16 protein-coding genes are annotated in these 23,950 nt (G+C 65.9%); 3 read left to right on the top strand and 13 right to left on the bottom strand.

Features of this window, described 5'->3' with window-relative positions; all coding sequences use genetic code 11:
• Positions 1-173: 173 nt before the first annotated feature.
• Together AAFU51_12090 and AAFU51_12085 are read right to left on the bottom strand one after the other, a co-directional pair.
• Positions 174-971, bottom strand: a complete 798-nt coding sequence (locus AAFU51_12090; GenBank protein ID MEO1571999.1) for a nuclear transport factor 2 family protein — start codon at positions 969-971, stop codon at positions 174-176.
• Between the two features lie 204 nt (positions 972-1,175).
• On the bottom strand, positions 1,176-1,607 hold the full coding sequence (locus AAFU51_12085; protein ID MEO1571998.1) for an Rrf2 family transcriptional regulator: 432 nt from the start codon (positions 1,605-1,607) through the stop codon (positions 1,176-1,178).
• A 168-nt stretch (positions 1,608-1,775) separates the two neighbouring features.
• Here AAFU51_12085 and AAFU51_12080 point away from each other — a divergent pair, with 168 nt between their 5' ends.
• Positions 1,776-2,927 carry a DUF2156 domain-containing protein gene (locus AAFU51_12080; protein ID MEO1571997.1) on the top strand — a complete coding sequence of 384 codons (1,152 nt, stop codon included), beginning with the start codon at positions 1,776-1,778 and terminating at the stop codon, positions 2,925-2,927.
• Here AAFU51_12080 and AAFU51_12075 read toward each other — a convergent pair.
• The 6 genes from AAFU51_12075 to secA form a co-directional block, all read right to left on the bottom strand.
• Entirely contained in the window at positions 2,919-3,710 is a 792-nt protein-coding gene (locus AAFU51_12075; protein ID MEO1571996.1) for a glycerophosphodiester phosphodiesterase family protein, read from the bottom strand. The genes AAFU51_12080 and AAFU51_12075 overlap by 9 nt on opposite strands.
• A gap of 187 nt (positions 3,711-3,897) precedes the next feature.
• Positions 3,898-5,217, bottom strand: coding sequence for a T9SS type A sorting domain-containing protein (locus AAFU51_12070; GenBank protein ID MEO1571995.1), 1,320 nt, complete (start codon positions 5,215-5,217; stop codon positions 3,898-3,900).
• A gap of 14 nt (positions 5,218-5,231) precedes the next feature.
• Positions 5,232-7,721, bottom strand: coding sequence for a M43 family zinc metalloprotease (locus AAFU51_12065; GenBank protein MEO1571994.1), 2,490 nt, complete (start codon positions 7,719-7,721; stop codon positions 5,232-5,234).
• A 540-nt stretch (positions 7,722-8,261) separates the two neighbouring features.
• A complete protein-coding gene (locus tag AAFU51_12060) occupies positions 8,262-9,113 on the bottom strand; it encodes an SDR family oxidoreductase (GenBank protein ID MEO1571993.1) in 852 nt (283 codons plus the stop codon).
• 274 nt (positions 9,114-9,387) lie between these two features.
• Entirely contained in the window at positions 9,388-11,973 is a 2,586-nt protein-coding gene (locus tag AAFU51_12055; protein MEO1571992.1) for an acyl-CoA dehydrogenase, read from the bottom strand.
• A 545-nt stretch (positions 11,974-12,518) separates the two neighbouring features.
• Complete coding sequence (secA, locus tag AAFU51_12050) at positions 12,519-16,025, bottom strand: preprotein translocase subunit SecA (protein ID MEO1571991.1); 3,507 nt, start codon at positions 16,023-16,025, stop codon at positions 12,519-12,521.
• 488 nt (positions 16,026-16,513) lie between these two features.
• On the opposite strand from secA, the gene porQ reads away from it, so the two are divergent.
• Together porQ and AAFU51_12040 are read left to right on the top strand one after the other, a co-directional pair.
• Positions 16,514-17,485, top strand: a complete 972-nt coding sequence (porQ, locus tag AAFU51_12045; protein MEO1571990.1) for a type IX secretion system protein PorQ — start codon at positions 16,514-16,516, stop codon at positions 17,483-17,485.
• Between the two features lie 170 nt (positions 17,486-17,655).
• Positions 17,656-18,156 (top strand): hypothetical protein, encoded by a 501-nt coding sequence (locus tag AAFU51_12040; protein MEO1571989.1) that lies wholly within the window; start codon positions 17,656-17,658, stop codon positions 18,154-18,156.
• A gap of 15 nt (positions 18,157-18,171) precedes the next feature.
• Here AAFU51_12040 and AAFU51_12035 read toward each other — a convergent pair whose 3' ends face one another.
• The 5 genes from AAFU51_12035 to AAFU51_12015 all read right to left on the bottom strand — a co-directional run bounded on the left by AAFU51_12035 (position 18,172) and on the right by AAFU51_12015 (position 23,929).
• Entirely contained in the window at positions 18,172-18,657 is a 486-nt protein-coding gene (locus AAFU51_12035; GenBank protein MEO1571988.1) for a cupin domain-containing protein, read from the bottom strand.
• Between the two features lie 56 nt (positions 18,658-18,713).
• The gene (locus AAFU51_12030; protein ID MEO1571987.1) at positions 18,714-19,394 is read right to left on the bottom strand and encodes a helix-hairpin-helix domain-containing protein; all 681 of its coding nucleotides are present in this window, start codon (positions 19,392-19,394) and stop codon (positions 18,714-18,716) included.
• A gap of 223 nt (positions 19,395-19,617) precedes the next feature.
• A complete protein-coding gene (locus AAFU51_12025; protein MEO1571986.1) occupies positions 19,618-20,292 on the bottom strand; it encodes a YceH family protein in 675 nt (224 codons plus the stop codon).
• A gap of 268 nt (positions 20,293-20,560) precedes the next feature.
• Positions 20,561-22,255: a TonB-dependent receptor gene (locus tag AAFU51_12020; protein ID MEO1571985.1), complete on the bottom strand. Its 1,695-nt coding sequence runs from the start codon at positions 22,253-22,255 to the stop codon at positions 20,561-20,563.
• A 9-nt stretch (positions 22,256-22,264) separates the two neighbouring features.
• Positions 22,265-23,929 carry a carboxypeptidase regulatory-like domain-containing protein gene (locus tag AAFU51_12015; protein ID MEO1571984.1) on the bottom strand — a complete coding sequence of 555 codons (1,665 nt, stop codon included), beginning with the start codon at positions 23,927-23,929 and terminating at the stop codon, positions 22,265-22,267.
• Positions 23,930-23,950: the final 21 nt, after the last annotated feature.

The raw sequence follows: 23,950 nt of genomic DNA, 5'->3' as shown, positions 1-23,950 counted from the left end.
GTTTAGCGCAGGTACGCAAGGCACTCCGCTACGTTTCCCTGGTTTCCGTGGAGTCCAGGCCAGCGCCGCTGCACTCATCGTCGTGGCGAGCTCCGGTGCGGGCCTCCCCCGGACCGGAGCCCGGGGGCTGCTCATGCCTCGCGGCGAAGCACCGGCGCTCGGGAGCCCAGCGCCTAGAAGCCAAACTTACCGTTGTCGTTCTGCCAGGCCTCTCGCGGCGGGATCGTCTCGATCGTGTCCCAGTGCTCGGCAATCTTCCCGTTCTCGACCCGGAGCAAGTCGTAGAACGCGACAGGGTCGCCCCCGAAGCGTCCTTCGCTCACCACCAGCACGAAATTGCCCTCGCCAAAGACAGCGTGCACCGTGTCGTAGGCGAACTCGAAGCCCTCCTCCTGCCACGACTGCAGCGCGGCGCCCAGGCCCGACAGCCCGTCTGCGATAGCAGGGTTGTGCTGGATGTAGCGATCGCCGTCAAAGTAGTCGGGGAGGCGGTCAAAGCGCTGGCCGACGAGCACGTCCTCGAAGAAGGTGCGGACGAGCGTCTTGTTCTCGTCCGTCTTCTCCAAATCGGTGGGCGTGGTGGGGCCGTCCAGCATCGTGTGGCCGCTCGGGTTGGGGCCTGCCGTCTCCTGCAGGTTGTCCCAGTGCTCCACGACACGGCCGTCCTCGAAGCGGAAGATGTCAAAGCCGACCTTCGGCCCGAAGAAGTCGTAGTCCGTGTGTACGAAGACGTAATCACCGTCCTCGAAGACACGCACCGAGCGGACGCGGGCGGTCCCGTCGAGGAGTTCAAGCGCGGCGGCCAGACCCTCGATGCCGTCCCCGATGGCGAGGTTGTGCTGGGTGTAGTTGTCGGGGTTGACGAGCGCAACGGGGGCAGGATCGCCGGTCTCCAGGCTTTTCAGGAGAGCCAGCACCTGGCGCTCGCGGTCGGACGTGGTTGGAGCCGTGGCAAGCGGATCAGAGAACATCGGGGTGACAGGTTGGATGGAGGAATCGGGAGCAGGCTGCGCTGCCGCGGGCGTGCCCGGTGCCGCGACACCGATGGAAGCCAGCAGGAGGAATAGGCGTAAATGACCCATAATTACAACCAAATTGGTTCTGTTTATAACCACGCCTTCTCACCTTGAGCGCGCGGTCGGTCCCCTACTTAAAGAGAATCGACATGGTTCCTATTATTTTTCCTGTGCGGGCTCCGTGCACTGCGTGCGCGCATGAAAGTCCGCGATGGTCTCGTCGCGGAGGTGTGCCAGAAGCGCGTCCTCCGCGTTTTGGGCGACGTCCGTGAACGCTGTCGCTACGCCCTGTCCTACCTGGCACCTAGGACTCGGCGCCTCGTGGATCGCGAGGAGGCGGCCCCTGCCGAACACCGCTAGGTAAACCTCAGCCAGGGTGATCCGGTCTGCAGGGCGGGCAAGCGATGCTCCACCGTCGACGCCCCGCTTGATCTCGATGAGGTCCGCCCGCTGGAGGTCACGCAGGACGCGTCGCATGAAGACGGGGTTGGTCCCGACGCTCGCAGCGATGAACACGGCGGAGAGCGGCGAGGCGTTCTCGTGGTGGAGCAACGCAAGCGCGTGCAGAGCGATGGCGAAGTGCGTGTTCATGACGAGAAAAACCGAGCCTGAAGAGACGTGTTCTCAGCGACAACGCTTTCCGGTTGGCTGCATCGATCGCGGGAACGGATGCTTCAAGCTACTATGCACGCGAGGCCATCTCCGAACGAGGAGGCCCAGCGTCCGTATGCCTGCCCTTGCTCACCTCCCACCCTGCCTGTGCCGCACCGCCTCACCCCACCCCTCGACCGCGTCCGGCGGCTGGTGATGACCCACGGCTGGAACGCGACAGCCTACCAGTTACTCAATCCAGGGCTGTCCTATTGGTTCGCGCCGGGAGACCGCGCCGTGGTCGGCTACGTCGAGACGCGGCGGCTGAGCGGGCGCGCGATGTGGGTGGTAGCGGGCGAGCCCGTCTGCACCGAAGACTATGTCGCTGAAGCCGCGCATCGGTTTGCGGCAGCGGCCCAAGCGCAGCGGGCTCGGGTGTGCTACTTCGGCGCGGACGAGCGCCTGCGCACCGTCCTCGCCGGGCGTCCCGACTACAGCCAGATGACGCTCGGCGCACAGCCCGTCTGGGACCCCGCACGGTGGGACGATATCCTCGCGTCAAAGTCGTCGCTGCGGGCGCAGCGCAACCGGGCGCGCAACAAGGGCGTGACGGTGGGAGCGTGGCCAAGCGAGCGCGCCGAGTCGCACCCGGCGTTGGAGCGGCTTCTCGCCGAGTGGCTCGCCTCGAAGCGGATGCCCGCGATGCACTTCCTCGTCGAGCCGCAGACGCGCGGGCGCCTGATCGACCGCCGCGTGTTTGTGGCCGAGCAGGCGTGCGACGGCGGTAAGGCAGACGACCGGAGTAAAGCAGAGCCCGTTGGCTACCTCATCCTCTCGCCGATCCCGGCGCGGGACGGGTGGCTCGTGGAGCAGATCATTCAGGGCCGCGCCGCGCCCAACGGAACCGCCACGCTCCTCCTCGACGCCGCGATGCACGCTGCAGCCGAGGCGAGTTCGCCCTACGTCACGCTCGGCCTCTCCCCGCTCTCGCAGCGCGCCATCGAGACGGCCCCCGGCGTGCCGCACCTCGACAACCCGCTCTGGCTTCAGGGGCTTCTGGGATGGGTGCGCGCGCACGGACGGCGGTTCTACAACTTCGAGGGGCTCGAAGCCTTCAAGGCAAAGTTCGTCCCCGATCACTGGGACGCGATCACGGCGATCACCCAGGAGGCCGCGCCGTCGCTCGGCACACTCCACGCCATCGCCGATGCCTTCGCTGGGCCGCGCTCGCCCTTCACCCTCGTCGGCGGCGCACTCGGGCAGGCTGTCAGTGACGAGGCTCGGCTGCTTCGTGACAAGCTCGGGGTGTCCTCACGGTGACTGTGCTTCGGCGGGCGAGTGGGGCGGCAGAAAATCCGTGTACACCTCCGTGATGTCCGCCTCGGTGCGATAGGTCTCGGCTTCGTCGGCCCCGTTCACGGTGTGTACGTAGGTCGGGACACCACGTTGGGCCAGCGCTTGCGGTAGGTTCGTCCGCGCCCGCGCCTTGGGCATCGTCACGGCGAACGGCCCCTCGAACCGTTCCGTCCAGGCGATCACGTCCTCGACGCTACCGTCGTAGCGGTAGAGCGTCCAGATCACCTGCTCGAAGCCCAGGCGCTTTGCCTCCGCGAAGGCCTCGGGGTGATAGACCTGCGGGATGACGCGGCGAGTGGCCTCCGGGATACGCGCCCGAATCAGAGCCAGGGCGTCGAGGTTGTCGCCTTTTACGTCGGTGACGAGGTGAACCTGCGTGTGCGTCGTCATCCATGTGCGGAGCCGCTCCAGGTCGCAGTTGTCGAACGTCCCGCGCGCCTCGACGGCGGTACGGAACTGGTCGTACGACAGCGCCTCCCCACCGAAGTCGTCCCAGTCGTGCAGGCAGACGAGTTCGCCGTCGGTGGTGAACAGCAGATCGAGTTCGATGTAGACGAAGCCGCGCGCCGCGCTCTGGTCGAGCGCCTCCATCGAGTTTGTGTACGTCTGCCCGTCGAGGCCGCCGCCGGCATGCGCGACGCGGTGGAAGACGAACCCGTTCGAAGGCGGCGCGCTCTCGCCCCCTTCCCACACGAGCCACGCGCTGACACCGAGAACGAGGGCGACGAGGAGTAGGAAACGAGTCACGATGCCAGGACGGAGGTTAGAGCGACACCCACGGAGGCATGTGGGTACCGCTCCTACCGCCAAACCTCGTGCCAGCTTCCTCGCAGCGCCTGCGTCAGCGACGCCGCTTTACCTGGAGGGCTGCAACCTCTCGAACATCGTCAGGATGCCTGCGCAGCCCCGTGGCCCGCATGACTCGGAGTCACGTTTACCGCGACACGGTCACCTGCCGTGTCTCTGCCGCCCCGTCTACGGTGGCTCGGATCAGGTAGGCGCCCGCTGGCCATGCTGCCGTCTCGATCACGAGGGCATGCGTGCCTGCCGCCTGAGCGCCATCGGCTAGCACAGCGACCTCGCGGCCTAGCACGTCGTAGACCACCACACGCGCCTCGGCGGGCTGCGCGAGCGTAAGCGGCACCGTCACGGCGTCCTGCGTGGGATTCGGGTACGGCACACCCAGCACCGAATCACTCGGCTTTCCCGGCACCTCCTCACTCGCCGACGCCGCCACCGGCTCCACCGAGCGCAGCACCGTCCGCTGGGTCCCTACCCACACGCGGCCCTCCCAGTCTATGACTACGTCCTCCATGTGGAACGGCTCGCCGATCAACTCCCGCCCGTCGAACTGCCCTACGTTCTCCCAGGTCGCCCCCCGGTCCAAAGAGCGGTAGACCGCGCCAAACTGCGTCGTGTCCTGGCCACTCACCATCACGCCCCACAGGCTACCGTCAGGCCCGGCTGCGAGCCGCCCCACGAAGCCGAAGATGTCTGCGGGCAGCCGTCCTCGCGTCGTCCACGTACGCCCGTCGGTGCTCTCTCGCACGACGCCCTTCTCGCTCCCGCCGTCCTCCACCGGGCCGTTCATGTACGTGTAAAACGCGTCGTGAACCGCCGAGTAGATCACGTCCTCGGAGTCGTAGCCGAAGAAGCGCGTGAGGTTCGACGACTGCCATGTGAGCCCGTCGTCGGTGGAGACGGCGGCTCCGCCGAGGCCCGCCACGACGAGCCGCCCATGGGGGAGTTCAGGCGTGGGCGGACTCTGGGCGAAGGCGCGCCCGAAGACGCTCTGGAAGATGGGGTCGTCGCGGCCGATGACGGTCCAGGAGTCGCCACCGTCGGTGGAGCGCTCGACGCCGAGGTTGTCAGTGGCGGCGATGAGCGCGCCGGAGTGCGTCTCGATCACTGCCTTCCCGAGATCTACCGCAACAGGGGTTTCTCCTCCTACTCCTAAGTAGTCCTTCGAGATGCGAAGATCGGCGCTTACAAGGAAGAGCCATCCATTTGACGCCATGAGTATACTCCCGAAATTACGCTGGGCGTTGACCTCCACGAAACGGTCCGGCCCGGAGCGCCGCCACACCCATGTGCCCCGCCCGCCGGTGAGGTACACCGTCGAGTCACCCGACACCGAGAGGCCCCGCGTGTCCGTGGCGTTCTCGACCACCTCCCACGCGATTGGGGCCTCACCAGACGGTGCCCCCTGAGCGCGTGCACCGGGGGCACTCAGCCCTACAAGGGCTACAGCCACGAGGAGGGTCCACCTCATCGCACCACCGTGAGCGTGCGCGTGAACTGCTCCGTTGCCGCCTGCATCGCCACGGTCGCCTGCACGAGGTACACACCCGGAGCCAGGTTGGCCGTCTCGATCTCGTAGGCGCGTAGGCCTGCCCGCGCGGTCTGCGCTTCGAGGGTCTGCACCCGCTGCCCAAGCGTGTTCACGAGCCAGAGCGTCACCTCGGCGTCCCGAGCGAGCGCCAGCGGCACCGTCACGCCTGAGGCCGTCGGGTTGGGATAGGGCGCACGCAGTTCAGTGGTCGTCGGCACGGTCTCGTCCACGGCGAAGGCTTGTACCGAAGGGGCTGCCGTGCGCGGGGTGCTTGGCGTCTGTACGCCGCCTCTTTCGACCCGGTCGCCTTCGCGCGCCAGAGCGAGCGCCCGACCAAGCACCTCCGTCTCGTGCCCAGGCCACCCGGCGTGTACCGCTGCCAGAGCAGCATCCGCCTCAGCGAAGTCGCCTGCGTCCTGCGCTACGACGTAAAGCGTGAGCCATCCGCGCCGTGCGTGGTCGGTCTCCGCGTACTCCGTGGTGAGCGCGGTTGCCGTCGCACGCGCCTCGTCGTGGCGACCCGTGCCGTAGTAGATCTCTGCGAGCGCGGCATGCGCATACCCGCCGTGCTTCTGGGTGCGGCTCTGCCCGTGCAGGAAGCCTTCGAGACCAGGGTGTGCCTCATTCCGCCCGAGTTGTGCGGCCACGTCGAACGCACGCTGCGCGTCGAAGTCGGTGCGAGCGCTCTGAATGGCGTTCACGGCATGGCCAATACCGACGTTCAGGTCGGGGTTCTCGGCCCCCTCTACGATGGCAAGCCAGCGGTCTTCCGACATACCCTTTGGCGGCCCACCTTCCTCGGTACTGTCATCCTTCGCCCCCTCAATCCCTGCGTCCGTACGACGCGCGAAGGTGTCACCGCCCGTCGTGATATCGTTCTGCGGAGGCGTGGTCCCGCAGGTGAGGGAGATAGCGGGCGGATCGTAGAGGAAGGGCGAGCCGTCGAAGACCCCATAGCCGCCGATGAAGACGCGCGCTGGGTCCGGCCCTGTCGGCTCGTCCCAGTAGTTGCACTCCGCAATCACGTCGGCGTAGCCGATGGTGGCGTGTTTCTGGTTGGGGTTGCCGCTGTTGAGCCGCAACCAGTTGTTGCGGTAGTTGGAGTCGAAGCTGATACCGCTGCCGCCGCCATAGACGGTTGCCCCGTATTGAGTGGAGAGCGTGCTGATCTGACTATCCGCGAGGAGGTTGTTCTGGCCGGTGACTATGCCGTTCTGCCCAGGACGCCCCAGGAGCACACGACCGTTGAAGTAAGCCGCTGCCCCTTGCTGGCTATCGTCCACTGTGGAGACATGCATAAACACGTCAGCCCCGTTGGTGGCGTAGACGCCTGAGAGCCCGCTTTCTTGGATGCGTACCCTTTCGAGCGTCACGTCCGCCCCCGAAGCGGAGACCACACCATTCTGTTGGGTGTGTCGAAGGATCTCAGACTGCCGATTGCTACTAGAGCGCATCGTGACGTCGGCACCACTGCCGGTGACGAAGAGGCCGTCGCCGGTGCCGTCCTGGATGATGACGCCTTCGAAGATCGGGTCGGCGTTGTGCACGTAGACCGAGGGTGACGGACTGGACCCGCTCTGGTCGTTGACGAGTTCGACGGTGGCGTCCTGAAGCAGGCCCGTGCTGCCCTGCTCGTAGCGAATGCCGCCCCAGCCTTGTCCGATGCTGCTCTCAGTGAACGTCGTGCCCTCCGCGTTTAGCTCTCCGAGAACCTGGACGCCCGCAAAGAGGCCCACACGCACATCGACATCGTAGAACGTGTAGGTCTGGTTCGCCCCGATGACGAGATCGTCGGTGAGGAAGACCTCGTCCCAGCTTGTATAGACGAGCGAGGGGCGACCTGCCACCGCCTCGTCTCTCATGCGCGTAAACTGCCCGGCCGTGAACTCCATGAGACACTGCTTTTTCTGGACGTTCATGTAGTTCTCGACAGGCGGGACGCCTGCCTGAGGATTGAATTGCAAGCACGTATTGAACGTAACAGGACATCCCTGAGGACCTAGATGCGGACTTGTATCCGACACGATATCTCCCGTGCCAGGGTCCTCCATGCAGATCTCCTGAGGGCTGTGTATCGGCAACAAGTCCTCGTCTCGCAACTGGTGGAAGGTGTGGTACAGGCCCAGATAGTGACCGACCTCATGGATAGCCACGTCTCCGTCGTTGTAAGACGTATCGCTCCCGCCAGGAAGCACTTTGTAATCAACAAAAATCGCATCTCCAGGATCATCCTGCGTCGGATAAGTAGTCGGCAAAGAACCTCTACCTCGTGCTGAATAGTCAACTATGTAGAAATTAAGAACCCTACTAGGGTCAATGCTAATTTGATTGGTTACCTGCACGAACTCAGGGTTAGGGTTGGCAGGAGGATTGCCATCATTGAGTGTATGCCAATCGTCATCCTGCGTATACGTGAGTGCTACCATCTTAAAATCGTAGGACGGTAGACTGGGTGAGGGGTTGGGACTCGTAAACGCCGCATCGAACAGGGAGATCTGCTGGTCAATGGTTGCCTTTGAGACATACCCCGTCGCGTTCTCCAAAGTGGTGCCGTCTTCTTTCGTGATAACGTGAACGGCTACAGGCACCTCAATAACACTAGGAACCGGTGGAGAACTTGCGTTCGGTGGCGGTGTTGGCCCCATGTACGGTGTAAACACCTCGTCGCAGAAATCTTGCGACTGAGCCAGCAGGGCATTTCCACTCAACACCCAGGCAAGAGCGAACACCACCCATACCGGAACGCGCCTACTGAGTCTAACCGCTAGACTACCAGAGAGAGAGAGAGAGAGAGAGAAGACGTAACCCATAACAGACCTCACGTGTTGATGAAGAGGGCAAACAGGGTGGGGCTATCGGACGATAGGGGATTCCCTGATCAAAACCAAGTCGTTTCTACCAGGAAGCCAATTTTCCATAACGTCCGATTCATTCGCCAATACCCTGCCTTTACGTCTACCTGGAGGTCATTTCGACGGCCGCATCATCTCGAACATGGTGAGGATACCGTCGCGGTCCATCTTCGTGAAGTCGTTGAACTGGCCGCCGGCGTTGAGCACCTCGCCGCCGTCGAGGACCACGTTCTGGCCGGTGAGGTAGCTCGCGAGATCGCTCATCAGGAAGGTCGAGAGGTTGGTCAGTTCCTCGTGGACGCCGAAGCGGCGCAGCGGCACGCGCAGGCGCATGTTCTCGGCCATCTCCTCGCTCGGGACGAGCCGCTTCCACGCGCCGTCGGTCGGAAACGGCCCCGGCGCGATGCAGTTGAGCCGGATCCCATAGACGCCCCACTCCGCCGCGAGCGACTTCGTCATCGCCACGATGCCCGCCTTCGAGACGGCGCTCGGGAGCACGAAAGCACTGCCCGTGTCGGCGTAGGTCGTCGAGATGGAGAGCACGGCGCCCTTCGTCTCGCGCTCGATCCAGCGCTGGCCGCACCACTGCGTGGCGTAGAACGAGCCGTAGAGGTTGGTCTTGACGATCGCGTCGAAGCCGTTGGGCGAGATCGTGTGGCTGGGTGCGAGGAAGTTGGCCGCGGCGTTGTTGACAAGCCCGGTCACCGGCCCCTGGCGCTCCTCGGCTTCCTCGAAGAAGGCGACCACGCTGTCGGCCTCGCGGAGGTTGCACGAGATGCCCTCGGCCTGCCCGCCCGCCTCGCGGATGTCGCCGACGGTGGTTTCGAGCGGCTCGGTGCGGCGGCCGCAGATCGTGACGGCGGCACCGTGCTCGGCGAAGCGCATCGCCATGGAGCGGCCGAGGCCCGTGCCGCCGCCGGTGACGACGATGTGCTGGCCCGCGAGGAGGTCGGAGGAGTAAGACATGGGGGAGGTGTAAACGTTTAGAGGTGTGGATGTGGGGAAGCTACGGGGCGTCAGCATCTCCTGCTCAGGATGACGAGGTCGGAGCGGCTCCCCCCGCTCCGCTCCCCCCGAAGGGTCGCGAAGCTGTCCCCCTCACGCGTGAGGGGGACAGTCTGGGTTGATCTAGGAACTTGGCGACGGTCAGCCCAAACGGGGAGAGCCGAGCTAGCCAGAAAACCTACGGGAGCGGCCCGCCGCAGCGAGCCGCCCCCGGTGGTTGAGGTGAATCGAGGGACTACGAGGCAGTCGGTGCGCTCGGCGTTACAAACACGGCCGCGCCGTCACCGGAAGCACCGTCGCCTTGCGCGAGCGCGTCGTTGCCGACCGGCATCGGGCCGTGCTCGGGGGCTGGGCCGTGCGGGTGCGTTGAGGTCGCCATGTACTCGGCGAGCGAGAAGTGGTCGACCTGGATCGCGTCCGTGCGGGCGATCTCGGCGCGCTGCAGGAGGTCGGCCTCCTCGGGCAAGATCACGCCCTGCTCGACCGCCATCGCGACGAGCTTCGCCGGGTGGACCTTCTTCGGCAGTTGCTTCGCCTTGATCGCCTTGTAGAGCTTCTTCTCAACGGGCTGGGCCTGGTTGACGAGCCGGAAGGCATGCTCCAGGCGGCCGAGCGCGTCGGTCGGGTCGCTGGAGACGTAGATGTTGTTCGAGAGGCGCTCGCGCTGGTCGCCGTCGCGCTGGATGGCCTGGGCGACCTGCTGACCGAGGTCGTCCGAGGGCATCGCACCGAGGCGGTTGAAGCGGCTCCACGCCGCAACGGGACCACGGAAAAGCCACGTCGCGCCGGGGATCTCCATGTTGGCATAGAGCCCGTCGAACGCCTCCTGGATCTGGGCGAGGGCGTACTGCATCGACCAGTGGACGAACGGGAGGTCTTCTTTGCGGCGGCCGTCGGCCTCGTAGCGCTTGAGCACCGCCGAGCCGAGGTACATCCACGAGAAGATGTCGGCGAAGCGGCCGGTGAGCTTCTCCTTGCGCTTGAGGTTGCCGCCGAGCGTGCCCATCGCCATGTCGGCGAGGAAGGCGAACGACGCCGACGCCCAGGCGAGCTTGCGGTAGTACTTCGCCGTTGGGCCGCTGACGGGGCTGCCAGCCAGGCGGCCGCGCGTGCTGCTGAGCACGAACGCGCGCACCTTGTTGCGGACGATGTGCCCGATGTGCGCCCAGAAGGCGCGGTCGAAGGCCTTCACGTCGCCCGCCTCGACGGCGAGCATTTCCTTGAGCGCGTACGGGTGGCAGCGGATCGCGCCCTGACCGAAGATCATCAGCGTCCGCGTGAGGATGTTGGCCCCCTCCACGGTGATCATGATCGGGAGGTTGGTGTAGGCACTCGCGGTGGTGTTGCGCGGGCCGCGGCTGATCGCGTTGCCGCCGAGGATGTCCATCGCGTCGTTGATGGCGATGCGGTAGAGCTCGGTGGCGTTGTACTTCATCATCGCCGTGACGACGCTCGGCTTAGAGCCCTTGTCGAGGCCGCCGTTGGTGTAGCGCCGGGCTGCTTCGAGGATGTACGTGATGCCGCCGATGCGGGCCAGCGGCTCCTCGATGCCCTCGAACTTGCCGATGGAGAGGCCGAACTGCTTGCGGTTGACGGCGTGGGCGCTCGCCACGCGCAGCATCGTCTTGGCACCGCCCGAGGACGACGACGGCAGCGAGATACCGCGCCCCACGGAGAGGCACTCCATGAGCATCCGCCAACCGCGTCCGGCGCCCGCCGTGCCACCGATGATGGCCTCCTCGGCCTTCACGACGACGTCGGTACCGGTAGTCGGGCAGTTGTAGAACGGGATGCCGAGCGGGTCGTGACGCTCGCCGAGGTGCACGCCGGGCGCGTCGGTCGGGACGAGCGCGCAGGTGATGCCGAGCTTCTTCCCCTTACCAAGGAGGTTGTCCGGGTCTTCGAGCTTGAAGGCGAGGCCGAGCACCGTCGAGACGGCGGCGAGGGTGATGTAGCGCTTCTTCCAGGAGAGGCGGAGGTAAATCTCGCCATCGTCGCCTCGGAAGAGGACGCCCTTCGACGAGATCGCGCCTGCGTCGGAGCCCGCGCCAGGCTCGGTGAGGGCAAACGCGGGGATATCCTCGCCGCGCGCGAGGCGGGGGAGGTAGTGGTCCCGCTGCGCCTGCGTGCCGTAGTGGATGAGCAGTTCGGCGGGCCCGAGCGAGTTGGGCACCATCGCCGTGATGCCGAGCGCGGGTGACCGGGCGGCGAGCTTCTCCACGACGGCGCTGTTGGCTGACGGCGTGAGGCCGAGACCCCCGTACTCTTTCGGGATGATGAGGCCGAAGAAGCGGTCGTCTTTGAGCTTCTGCCAGACCTCGTTGGGGAGATCGCGCCGCTGCATGATGTCCCAGTCGACGGCCATCTCGCAAACCTCTTCGCAGGGGCCTTCGAGGAAAGCGCGTTCCTCGTCGGTGAGGTCGGGGTAGTCCTCGGCGAGGATCTTCTTGAAGTCGGGCTTGCCGCTGAAGAGTTCGCCCTCGACCCACACCGTCCCGGCGTCGATGGCTTCCTTCTCCGTTGGCGAGATGGTTGGTAGGAATCCGAGCTTGTCCATGAGCGCCATCACCGCGCGGGTGATCTGCTGCCGAATGGGGGGCACGTTGAAGACGACGACGAGGGCCGCGAAGGCGGCGAGCAGCCAGACGGGCGCGCCGAAGCCGACGAGGGCGACCGCGCCGAGGGCGGCCCAGAGCCCGAGCGGCGCACCGACGTAGCCAAGCACGAGCGCGACGAGCACGACGCCCGCGAGCATCGCCCAGAGCGGCGTGGCGACGAGGCCGCCCATGAGCGCGCCATGGAGCGTATTCCAGAGGTCCATAGTGGGTAGGGCTAAAGGTGAACAGCGTTAACCGCGCTGTCGAAAAGAGAGCGCTTCCGGAGTTCCCGCAACGAAAGCGCTTTTTCTTTGGTCTTAACAGTGTAAACCTTCAGGACCTTTTTGTCAAGAGACTGTCAAGGATTGCGCGAGGGGCTGCTAGATAGTCTCCGCCTTGATCGAAGACGCGACGTAGTCTCGCTGGCGAGATCGCCGTTGTATCGCTGACAATTCGACTCCTTACTTCGCGCAGCATTGTGCGCAGGCGGCCATGCCGCGACCCCTCCAGCCACGCTCACAGTTGTGTCTTTGTACCCCTTCCCGCCCCCATTCTTCTACGGGCGGCAGAAGCACGACGGGTCCTGCATCTACACATCCCTCACCCTCTACGTAGGCGCCAGCAAAGGTGCATAGTACGTGCCGCCGGGGGCGCTGAGGCGGGTGTGTTGTACAGCGCACGTCTCCCCTCGCCTCTGATCGCGTGCAAACGCACGAGGGCCGCGCCTCACAATCGAGACGCGGCCCTCGCCTTGCAACGGTGGGTATGCTCAGCTCTGCCCGAGTAGCTGCCAGCCCTGGTTCTGGATTTTGGGCAGCGCGTGCTTGTACTTCATCGTGTGCTGCTCGCCGGTGGACGGGTCGAGCACGAGGACGTGGTCGTTGCGGCCAGGCTCCTTGGCGACGACGACGGGCGCGTTGTCGCTCACGGACGGGTCGCGCTCGGCGGCGCTGCCGTTGCCGTTGCTGCTCGACCGACCGCCCTTGATGCGGTAGTCGGCCTCGGCGGAGTCGTGGCGGGTGCGGGCGCGGTTGCGGTCGAGGCGCGCACGCGGGGCCTGCTGCGGGGCACGTGCGCCCTGCTGCTGCACGAGCGGTCCGGCCTTGAAGACGAGCCCGAGCACCTCCTCGTTGATCTCGCCGATGAGTTCCTCGAAGAGGCGATAGGCCTCCATCTTGTACTCCACGAGCGGGTCCTTCTGCCCGTAGGCGCGCAGGCCAACGCCCTCCTTCACCTCGTCGAGGTCGCGGAGGTGATCCACCCACTTGCTGTCGATGACCGAAAGCACGGAGGCACGTTCGAGGCCGTCGTTGATCTCTTGGCCCTCCGAGTCGAGCACGTCCTGCACCTGCACGGTGGCGCGGAGCACGCGGCGGCCGTCCGAGAAGTCGACGTAGAGCTTCTGTGTCGGCTCGATAGGCTTGCCGTCCTTCCCGGACACCATGTTCTGGGCGCTCTTGTGGAACGGCTCGGCGAGCACGCGGCGCTTGCGCTGGTAGTGCTGCCACGCGTCCTCAGTGGCGCGGTCGATGAGGCCGTCTTCGCCGAGGCGGAACGCCAGTTCGCGGTCCACCTGCAGGTCGAAGGCGAGGTGGCGGAGGAGCGCCTCGCGGATCTCGTCGAAGTCGCCGTCGCCGAAGTGCTGGCTGATAAGGTTTTCGATGAACGTGCGGAGCATGTCCTGGAGGTCGCCCGAGAGACGGGCGCCGCGGAGCGCGTTCTGGCGGCGGTCGTAGATCACCGAGCGCTGCGCGTTGAGCACGTCGTCATAATCCAACTGCCGCTTGCGGATGGCGAAGTTGTTCTGCTCCACCTTCTTCTGGGCGCGCTCGACGGCCTTGGTGATCCACGGGTGCGTGATCACCTCGTCCTCCTTCATGCCCATCTTGTCCATGATGCGCGCCGTGCGGTCCTCGCCAAAGATGCGCATGAGGTCGTCTTCGAGCGAGATGTAGAACTGGCTCTCGCCCGGGTCGCCCTGACGCCCGGCGCGGCCGCGTAGCTGGAGGTCGATGCGGCGCGACTCGTGGCGCTCCGTGCCGAGGATGGCGAGGCCGCCCGCGTCGAGGACGCCCGGCCCGAGCTTGATGTCGGTACCGCGACCCGCCATGTTCGTGGCGATGGTGACGGCGCCGGGCTGCCCGGCTTGCGCGACGATCTCGGACTCGAGCGAGGCGCGGTCGGCCTTCGCGTTGAGCACGTTGTGCGCAATCTTGTTGCGCGTGAGCATCCGGCTGAGCGCCTCTGACACGTCGACGGAGGTGGTGCCGACGAGGACGGGCTGGCCGCCCTCGTTGAGTTCCTCGATGCGGTCGATGACGGCCTTGTACTTCGCGCGCTTGGTCCGGAAGATGAGGTCGTCCTTGTCGTCGCGCGCGATGGGCTTGTTGGTCGGGATGACCGTGACGTCGAGGCCGTAGATCTTGCTGAACTCCTCGGCTTCCGTCTCCGCCGTGCCGGTCATGCCGGCGAGCTTAGCGTACATGCGGAAGTAGTTCTGGAGCGTGATCGTCGCGTAGGTCTGCGTCGCCGCCTGGACGGTCACGTTCTCCTTCGCCTCGATGGCCTGGTGGAGGCCGTCGGAGTAGCGGCGGCCGGAGAGCACGCGACCCGTGTGCGTGTCGACGATCTGGACTTTGTTCTCTTGGACGATGTACTCGATGTCCTTCTCGTAGAGCGTGTAGGCGCGCAGGAGTTGGTTGACGGCGTGGATGCGCTCGGAGCGGTTCGAGTAGCGGCTGTAGAGCTCCTGCTTCTGGCGGTCGGTCTCCATCGCCATATCGCGAAGCTCCTCCATGACGCGGGCATCGGCGTCCTCTTGGGAGAGCCCTTCGGCCTTGCCCCCCTCTTCCCGAATAGTGGCGTAGAGCTTCTCCTTCTGCTCCTTGAAGCCGCGTTCGATCTGGGCGATCTCGTCGCCCATGTCGGGAATGATGAAGAACGAGATGTCCTCGCCGGCCTGCTTCGCGACGAGCGCGCGGCCTTTGTCGGTCATCTCCAAGCCATGCTGCTTCTCATCGACGGCGTAGTAGAGTTCGTCGTCGACGACGTACATCTGCTTGCCGGAGTCCTGGAGGTAGAAGAACAGCGTCTTCTGGATGAGCGCCTCGACGCCCGGCTCCTGCTTGAGCTTGGTGAGTTGCTTGTTCTTCGGGAAGCCACGGTCGGCGCGCAGGAGCGCCATTCCGGCCTCTTCGCGAAGTTGGGCGGCCTTCTTCTTGTCGCCGCCCGCCTCGGCGAGTTCCATCTCTTTGAGGAGCCGCTGGCCCTCGGCGGCGAATTTGGCGACGAGCCGCTTCTGCTGCTCAACGAGGTGGCCAACGGCCGGGCGAAGCTGGACGTACTGGTCGACGTCGGCCTGCGGGACGGGGCCGGAGATGATGAGCGGCGTCCGCGCCTCGTCGATGAGGACGGAGTCGACCTCGTCGATGATGGCGAAGTGGTGGTGCTGCTGGACGAGTTGCGCGGGGTCCACGACGAACGAGTTGTCGCGGAGATAGTCGAAGCCGAACTCGTTGTTGGTGCCGTAGGTGATGTCTGACTGGTAGGCCTCCTTGCGCCCCGCGGAGTGCGGCTGGTGCTTGTCGATGCACGCGACGGTGAGGCCGTGGAACTCGAAGATGGGCGCCATCCACTCCGAGTCGCGCTGGGCGAGGTAGGGGTTGACGGTGACGACGTGCACACCACGCCCGACGAGGGCGTTGAGGTAGATCGGCCCGACGGCCACGAGCGTCTTGCCCTCGCCCGTCTTCATCTCAGCGGCGTTCCCCCGGTGCAGCGTGATCCCGCCGATGAGCTGCACGTCGTAGGGGATCATGTTCCACTCGATCTCCGAGCCGCCCGCGGTCCACGACTGGCCGACCATGCGGCGACACGTCTCCTTGGCGACGGCGAACGCCTCGGCGAGGATGTCTTCGAGGATGTCTTCGACGGTGTCGAGCCACTCGGCGTCGAGGTCTTCGAGGTCGCGGTAGAGCGCCTGGCGGTCGCGGAAGGTGAGCGTTTCTACCTCGGCAGCCTGGCCGTCGCCGCCGACCGGGCCGTCGGTCGCCGTGGCCGAACGGAGGCGCTGCTCGATATCGCGCTGCTCCTCCTCGATGCCCTGGACGGCCTCGCGGATGCGCGCCTTGAAGGCCTCCGTCTTGGCGCGGAGGTCGTCGTCGGAGAGGCGCTGGAAGGCCTCGGCGTGCTGGTTGATCTCGTCGACGAGCGGGTCGAGCTTCTGGAGCTCACGCTCGTTGCTGTCGCCGAAGAGCTTCTTGATGAAATTGATCATGCGTGCGGGCCGGTTCAGTCGGCAGAGCGAAAGGTCGGGGAGGCGGAGGGTCGGGCCGAAGGCGGCGTGTGGGACGAGAGTCTCAGACGTAGCAGGGGCGGGCACGGATTCGGCCCTGGACGCGGCGGCGGCGAAAGTACGATATTGCCCCGCGCCTTCAGGCTTGTGCGTCCGCCGTTTCGGCAGGCTGGGCCTCAGCGCAACGAGCGTGCCGCACGCACCGCTACAGCCGAGTTGGCACGCGACGTGCCCTGCGCCGTTCCGGGGGCCCGCCTTCTGCCCGCGCGTTTCGCCCCGTTTTAACCGCTGCCCACTCACACGCCCGCGCCTTTGGAGCTTGTTTCGGAATAGCCTCGATCTCGCCACTTGTCATGCTGAACTTGATTCAGCATCTCGCCGGAGACGTTGAGATCCTGAACCGAGTTCAGGATGACACGAAAGGCGATATCGAGTCAGGACGTTCCGATCTCCGACCTGGAAACAGATTTATGCGGCTCCTATTCGCGGCCCTCGCGCTTCTTCTGACAGCGGCTCCGTCCTTCGCGCAGACGCCCGACCGCTACGCGCAGTTCAAGGTGCTCGGGCTCGCCCCATCGGCGCGCGCGACCGCACTGCAAGGCTCCGTCGGCGCGGTCTATGGCGACGACCCGGTGGCGTACTTCTACAACCCGGCGCTGCTCAACCCGCAGATGGACCGCCAGGTAGCCGTGAGCTACCTCAACCACCTGGCTGACATCTCGGCAGGCTCGGCGCTCTATGTCCGGGATGTGGACCGCCTCCAGGGCACACTCGCCGCGAGCATCCGCTACCTGTCGTACGGCGAGTTCGAGCGGGCCGACGAGAACGGCGTCCGCGACGGCTCGACGTTCGGCGCGGGCGACGTCGCCCTCTCGGTCAGCTACGCCCGCGCCCTCACCGCTGACGAGCGCCTGCGCGGCGGCGCGACCGTCCATGCCCTTTTCGCCACGCTCGACGATGCTGGGGCCTCGGCGCTGGCTTTTGATGCAGGTGTGGCCTACACGATCCCGGAGCAGCGGCTCACCGTCAGCGCTGCCGTCGTCAACGCAGGGGCCGTCTTCTCATCGTTCGGCGAGGAAGACGACACGCTACCGTTCGACGTACGCCTCGCTGTCGCCAAGCGGCTCGCGAACGTCCCGCTCCAACTCACCGTCACCGGCTACGATCTCGCTGACCTCTCGGAGGGCACGGGCAACGCGGCCAACCGCGTGCTCAACCACCTGACGGTCGGCGGCGAGTTGTATTTCGGCTCGGCCTTCATGCTGCGCGCGGGCTACAACGACCGCCTCCGCGACGAACTCAACCCGCAGGGCCGCTTTGACATTGCGGGCGTGGGACTCGGCTTCGGTCTCAAAATCCGACGCGTGGGCTTCGACTACGGCTATTCGGGCTGGTCCGAAGTCGGCGGGCTGCATCAATTTTCGCTGCGCACCCGCCTCTAGCGGCCCGTTTTCGGCGGGTTGGGGGCGTGCCTCGTCCTTCAGGTCACGGGCGGGCGTTCGCTGGCCTGGGCTTTGCACTGCCCGCTCGTCACCTTCCAGGCACGCGCCTTGGCATTGCTGCCGCGTTCGTAGCTTGGGCTTGCTCTCCCTGATTCATCCTCTTCTCGACCATGCGCGCCTCCCACCATCCGCTCGCGGTCCTCACGCTCCTTGCGCTGCTCCTGGCCGTCGGCTGCGGCGGCACCCGCGGGACCTCCGAAGCCGACGAACCGACCGTCCCACCCGCCAGCACGGCTACCGACACCGGAGCTGCCTTTGGCATCGAAGTCGGCGAGTCGCTCACGCTCAACCAGTACGGCGACCGCATCCTCTTCAACCGCGTTGTGAGCGACAACCGGTGCCCGGAAAATGTCGCCTGCGTGCAGGCAGGCCGCGCGCTCGTGAGCATCACCTACATCGCAGAGGACGTCGCTTCGACCTACACGATGGAGATTCCTGGCGGCGTCCGACCAACCAGCAGGGAGGGCACGCATCTGTGGGTGGAGGCCCGCGGGAACCGCTTTACGCTACTCGGCCTCAGCCCCTACCCGGGCTCGCAGGCCCCTGCCGGTATGCCTCAGACGGCCACTCTGAAAGTAGAGCCGGTAGCCCTCGTGCGCCCGGGCGGCTGAGCCCTCGTCTTCGGCTTACGTCAACCGCTCGATGAGCGCGTGGTGCTGGGGAAAAGCCTCCAGCATCGCATCGCGTTCGGCCAGTTCGAAGTCGGCGAAGTCGAAGCCAGGCGCGACGGTGCATCCGACGAGGGCATAGTCTGCACTCTCAGCGACGGTCGCGCCGAACCAGACGCCGCCGGGGACCACGTGCTGCGGACGCTGCCTTGCGTCCAGATATAGACCCAGGTGCAACGCTTCGTAGGCTCCGTCCTCGGTCAGCGTGTGTATGGTGAGCGGCCCGCCCGCATAGAGGTGCCAGCCCTCGTCCGCGGTGATGCGGTGGAGGTGCGATACGTCACCGGCGCGGAGCAGGAAGTAGATCGCGGTCGACGCAGCGCGCGGCTGGCCGTGCTCGCCCGTGACGGCGTGCCCGGCGCGGTAGGTCTCACGAAAGAAGCCCCCTTCCGGGTGTGGAAAGAGGCCAAGGGTGTCGATCCAGGTCTGAGCGGAGGTCTGCATGGCTGCAATCTACCGCCGCCCAGACCTGGTGAGTCTGTCCCACGTTGCGATATCACTCACGCGACGCGGCGCAGCGCAGGGCGCTCGATGATGCGCAGCGTGTGCCCGTCCCCCTCGGTCTGGGCTGTGGGAGTCGGAGTTGGATCGACTGGCGTGGGATCGCTGGGCACGGGGCCACGCTGGGCGGCCCGCCACCGCATGACGCGCTGGGCGAGCATCTGTCGCCGGACGCGCCGGGCCCGGAGCCGCTGCGCTCGGTGCAGGATCGTGTTCAGTTGGAGCCGGAGTCCTTCCACCGTCCGCGGACCGATGCCGTCGAGCGCCTCCACGCGGCCATCGAGCAGGGCGCGTTCGAGCGCGGCGAGCGATGCGAGGCCGAGGTCGGCGACGAGCCGCCGCGCCAGGTCGGGCCCGACGCCCGGCACGCTGCGGAAGAGGGCCTCCGGGTCGGCAACTTCCATGAGGCGGTCGTAGAGCCGGATGCGGCCTGTCTCGATGTAGTCGGCGAGGTGCGCGGCGAGGTTGAGCCCCACACCGGCGAGCGCTTCGAGCGCTTTCGCGCCGCCCTCGACGTAGCGCGCGACGACGGGCTCGTCCTCAGCACGCAGCGACTCGGCGGCGTTCAGGTAGGCGCGCACGCGGTAGGGGTTGGGCTCCTCTACACGCACGAGGAGTTCGGCCATCGCGCCGAGCACGGCGGCCAGTTCGTCGTTGGACGGCCCGAGCGGAGCGGGCACGACAGGCTTTTGAGCAAGAGAAACAGGCGTCATCATGGGTGTCCTCAAGGGTTCGGTCCACAAGGCGGGGTGGATACAGACCCAAGGTAGACCGTCACAGTGACACCATTCTGTCACAACTAGGCGAAGCGAGAAACCGGAGGGACGAAGATGCCGAGAGGCCGCCTGGGCTTGACCACCAACGCGCTACCCCTGCACCATTTCGACCTTCGACCTTCGACCGCTACCCGCCCAGCGCCTCGCGCAGCGCCTCCAGCGAAGTGCGCAGTTCGGCCACCTCGGCTTCCAGCGTGTCTACGCGCTCGGTGAGCGACGCGCGTGTCTCCGCATCGAGCATGGCTTCCTCGCCCGACACCACGGCTCCGTCCGGCGTCTCGTAGGCACTCAGGTCGGGCTCGCCCGCGAGCAGGTGCGCCCAGCGGTCGGCGGACTGCCCCGCCTGACGCGGCAGCAGCGTCGCCAGCGGCTCAGGCCGGTCGCTCATGCGGTCGAGCACTTCCTGCACCGCGTCCGTCGAGGCGAAGTCGTACATGCGGCCCACGCGGCTGCGGATCTCGCCGGTCGTCTGCGGGCCACGGAGGATGAGCACGGCAACCGTCGCCAGCCCTGGCTCGTCGAGGCCGAACCGCTGACCGAAGGCATGGCGGTATTTCGTCACGCGCCCGCCGTCGCTCGTTCCAGCCATGCGAAAGCGCATCAGCCGGTCGAGTGCCTGCCGTACATCGCGCTCGGAGAGGTCCATCACCGGGTCGCGGCCCGTCTTCTGGTTGCACGCCGCCATCAGGGCGTTCGTGGACATCGGGTAGTAGTCCGGCGTGGCGAGGCTCTTCTCGATGAGGGCCCCCGCCACGCGCAGGTCGGCGGGCGTGAGGGCGTTGGCGTCAGCAGGCGTTTCCATAGGAGGTCTGAACGTATACGGGCTTGAACCCAGCTCCCCCCGTTTCCCTCCCCCTGAAGGGTCGGGAAACTGTCCCCCCACGGGTGAGGGGGACAGCCTGTGCGCCGTCGCAGGCGTACAAGCGGGGGGAGCCGAGCCGGACAAGAACTCTGGTAGTAAGCTACCCAAACAGAGCGCCCCGCCAATCCGAAGACCAGCGGGGCGCAGCGACGGGCGGACGTGTGGGAGCCGTCCGTTCCGCCGACTCAGGCTACGAAATCCTCAGCGCTCAGTTGAAGATGTAGCGCACGCCGAACTGGGCACGCCAGCGAGAGAACTCACTCGGATCGTCGATGAACGTCTCGTCGGGGCCGGTGAAGTTGAACTCCGGCTCGCCGCCCTCGAAGCCGACGAGCGTGAGCGGCGCGGTGGCCGCCGGGTTGGCGATCTTGCGCACGCCCCAGTCGGAGTTGAGGAAGTTGGCCACGTTCAACAGGTCGAAGCTGAGCTGGATGCGGTTCGGGACACCCGCCACCATCACGCCGATGTCCTGCAAGATGCGCAGGTCGACGTTCATGTACCACGGGTTGATGGCGCCGTTGCGCTCGGTGATCTGCCCGCGCTGGGTACTCAGGTAGTCGTCCTGCTCGATGAAGGCGTTGAACCGATTCCACTGGTCGGCTTCCGATGCGAAGAAGTTACCCGCCGCGTCGGTGTCAGAGAACTTGATGTCGTTGGCGCCGCGCGGGACATAGAGGAGGTCATTGCCCGCGAAGCCGTCACCGTTGACGTCGCCTGAGTAGACGAACGAGTAGCGGTTGCCGCCCGCGTATAGGTACTGGTTGCCCTTCGCCACGGTGGCGAACACGCCGAGTTGCGTCGTAAACAGGTCGCTCCACGGGAGTCGGACGGTGGCCGTGCCGACAAAGCGATGCGGCTGGCCGGCCTGCGAGAAGCTGAGGCCTGGCTGGTTTGGGTCACCCTGGACCGGGTTGCTCGAAAAGAGCACGCTCGCGATCTCCGTGGTGTTGAAGATGTTCTCCGCCTCGGTGTAGGCGTAGGCGATCGACGTGTTGACGTTGTCGCCGAAGGACTTCCGCAGCTGCGTGGTGAACGAGAAGCTGTAGCCTTCGTCGGTGTTGTCGATCACGTAGATGCCAGCACCGCCGTCGGGGTTCAGTTCGGCGCCACCCTCCTGCGCGCCGAAGTACGGACGACCGCCGACCGACCGCAGGTTGCGCAACGGCTTGCGCAGGTCCGCGTTGCGGAGGAAGACGCCGTTGATGTCTTTCGAGTAGATCGCTTCGAGCGTGCCGAGGAAACCGGCGCCGAGATCGACATCGAGGGCGAGGTTGGTGGTCCACACCTGCGGGAAGGTGAAGTCCTCGTCCATCGCGTTGAGGTCGAACGACTGCGTCGGCGTCGAGTCGTCGTTCAGGATGTCGAGGCCCTCGTCTTCGGCCTCAGGCACCGTGAACTCGCCCTCGGAGGGCAGGTTGGGGTTGGCGCCCGGGTTCGAGATCACGTTGCCGACCCACACGAAGGGCACGCGGCCTGTGAAGATGCCGGTGCCGCCGCGCACCTGCACGGAGCGGTCCTCGGTCTCCGACCAGTTGAAGCCGAAGCGCGGCGAGAAGAGCACCTTCGTGCCGGGCAGGCTCGCCTGGTCAACGACTTCATCCTGGTCGTTCTCGTCAAGGGCGGTGAGGCCCGTCGAGAAGGGGTTGGCCGTGAGGTCGTTGTTGTAGAACGGCATGTCCACGCGGAGGCCGAACGTGAGGTTGAGGCGCGGCGAGACGAGGAACTCGTCCTGCACGTAGAAGGCCGCCTGGCCGACGTTGATGCGCTCGCCCTTGAACACCTGCGACTCCGGCGTCACCATGCCGTTGAGGTCCACGCGGCAGGTCGTGCCAGCGTCGGCGAGTTGGAAGACGCCGCCCATGCCGTCGTCGCTACCGCAGAGCGGTAGGTTCGGATCGGTCACGTCGAGGAACTAGTCGACGGAGAAGAAGGTCGAGCCGTTCGGGATCTGGTCGCCCTCGAAGTCGAGGAAGTACGGCAGTTGGAAGAGGCCGTGGCGGAACAGGTTGAACGAGTTGAAGAACGAGAAGTACTCGAAGTTGCCGCCAAAGGTGAGGACGTGCCGCCCGGCGAAGACCGAGAAGTTGTTGGTCACCTGCACCACGTCCTGGTCGAGGATGTTGTGGATCGAGAACGGCTCGTGGCCCGCCGTGGTGTAGGTGATCCCGTCCTCGATGATCTCGATGGTGGGGAACGGCGTCGAGAGCGGCTCGCGGAAGTCGCGGAAGCGGTTGTAGCTCGCAAAGAACCGGTTCGAGAAGGTTTCCGCGCGGCTGTTGAGCTCGAAGGCGAACGAGTTCAGCTCGTTGTTGATGCGGTAGCCTGAGTTCTGGAACGGCAGGCTCGTCTGGTTCGGCCCGCGTCCGGCGTTGGCGAAGGAGATCGCCGCCGGGTTGACGGGGAGGTCGCGGTACGAGTCGAGGTAGTTCCAGCGGAAGCTCGCGTTGTTGCTGCTGTTGATGTTCCAGTCGAGCTTGACGATGAGCTTGTCGTTGTCGGTCGCGAGGAGGTAGTTGTCGAACGCGCCGGCGTCGTAGCCATAGGCATCCAGGAGGCGTGTGCTGATGGCGTTGAGGTCGGCGGCGGTCGCCCGGCTCTCCCCGAAGCCGACGGAGCCGTCGGTGTCGGCGAGGAAGTTGGTGCCGGGGTCGTCGCGGCGCGAGAGCTCGCCGTTGACAAAGAAGAACAGCTTGTCCCGGATGAGCGGGCCGCCGAGGCTGATGCCGTACTGGTTGAAGCCGAGGTCGGGGTTGGCGAGGACCTCGTTGCCGCTGACGGTGTTGCCGATCAGGTTCTCGTCGCGGTAGAACGTGTAGGCCGAGCCCTGGAGGCGGTTGGTGCCCGACTTCGTGACCTGGTTGATGCTCGCGCCGGTGAAGCCGCCTTCGCGCACGTCGAAGGGCGCGATGGAGACCTGGACCTGTTCGATGGCGTCGTAGGGGACGGGCTCCGCGCCTGCCTGGCCGCCCGGGGCGGGGTCATCGAGGCCGAACGGGTTGTTGAAGTAGGAACCGTCGAGGGTGACGTTGTTGTAGAGCCAGTTGCGTCCGCCGAAGGAGAAGTTGCCGTCGGAGCGCGGGTCGACGCGGGTGAGGTCGCGCGTGGAGCGGCTCACGGTCGGGAGCTGCGTCACGGCCTGCGGGTCGATGAACGTGGCCGCGCCGGTGCGGTCGCCGTTGAGTACGTCGTCGGCCATCGCCGTGACCTCCACGTCGCCGAGGGCCACGTCGTCCGGGACGAGCGCGAAGTCGAGGCGGAGCGTCTGGCCGAGGCTCAGCGAGATGTTCTCCTCGACCTGCTGCTGGTAGCCGATGTAGGAGGCCGTGATGGTGTACGGCCCCCCGACACGCATGTTGGGGATGATGTAGGAGCCGCCGGTGCGGGTGGCCGCGCCGTAGGTAGTGCCGCTCGGGACGTGTACAGCGATGACGTTGGCGCCAGGAAGGGGCTCGCCGGTCTGATCGAGGACGAAGCCGGAGAGGCCGGCCGTGGTGACGCCCTGCGCAAACGCAGGCGTGCCAGCCAGCACGAGGAGCATCAACGCGCCAAGCGCGCCGATGATAGGTCGGGTAGACATGGGTGGGTCCGGGATGAGTGG

This window comes from Bacteroidota bacterium (assembly GCA_039821555.1).
Classification (GTDB): domain Bacteria; phylum Bacteroidota; class Rhodothermia; order Rhodothermales; family Rubricoccaceae; genus JBCBEX01.
The sequence above is the reverse complement of the archived record's forward strand: the minus strand, read 5'-3'. Positions and strand labels throughout refer to the sequence as shown.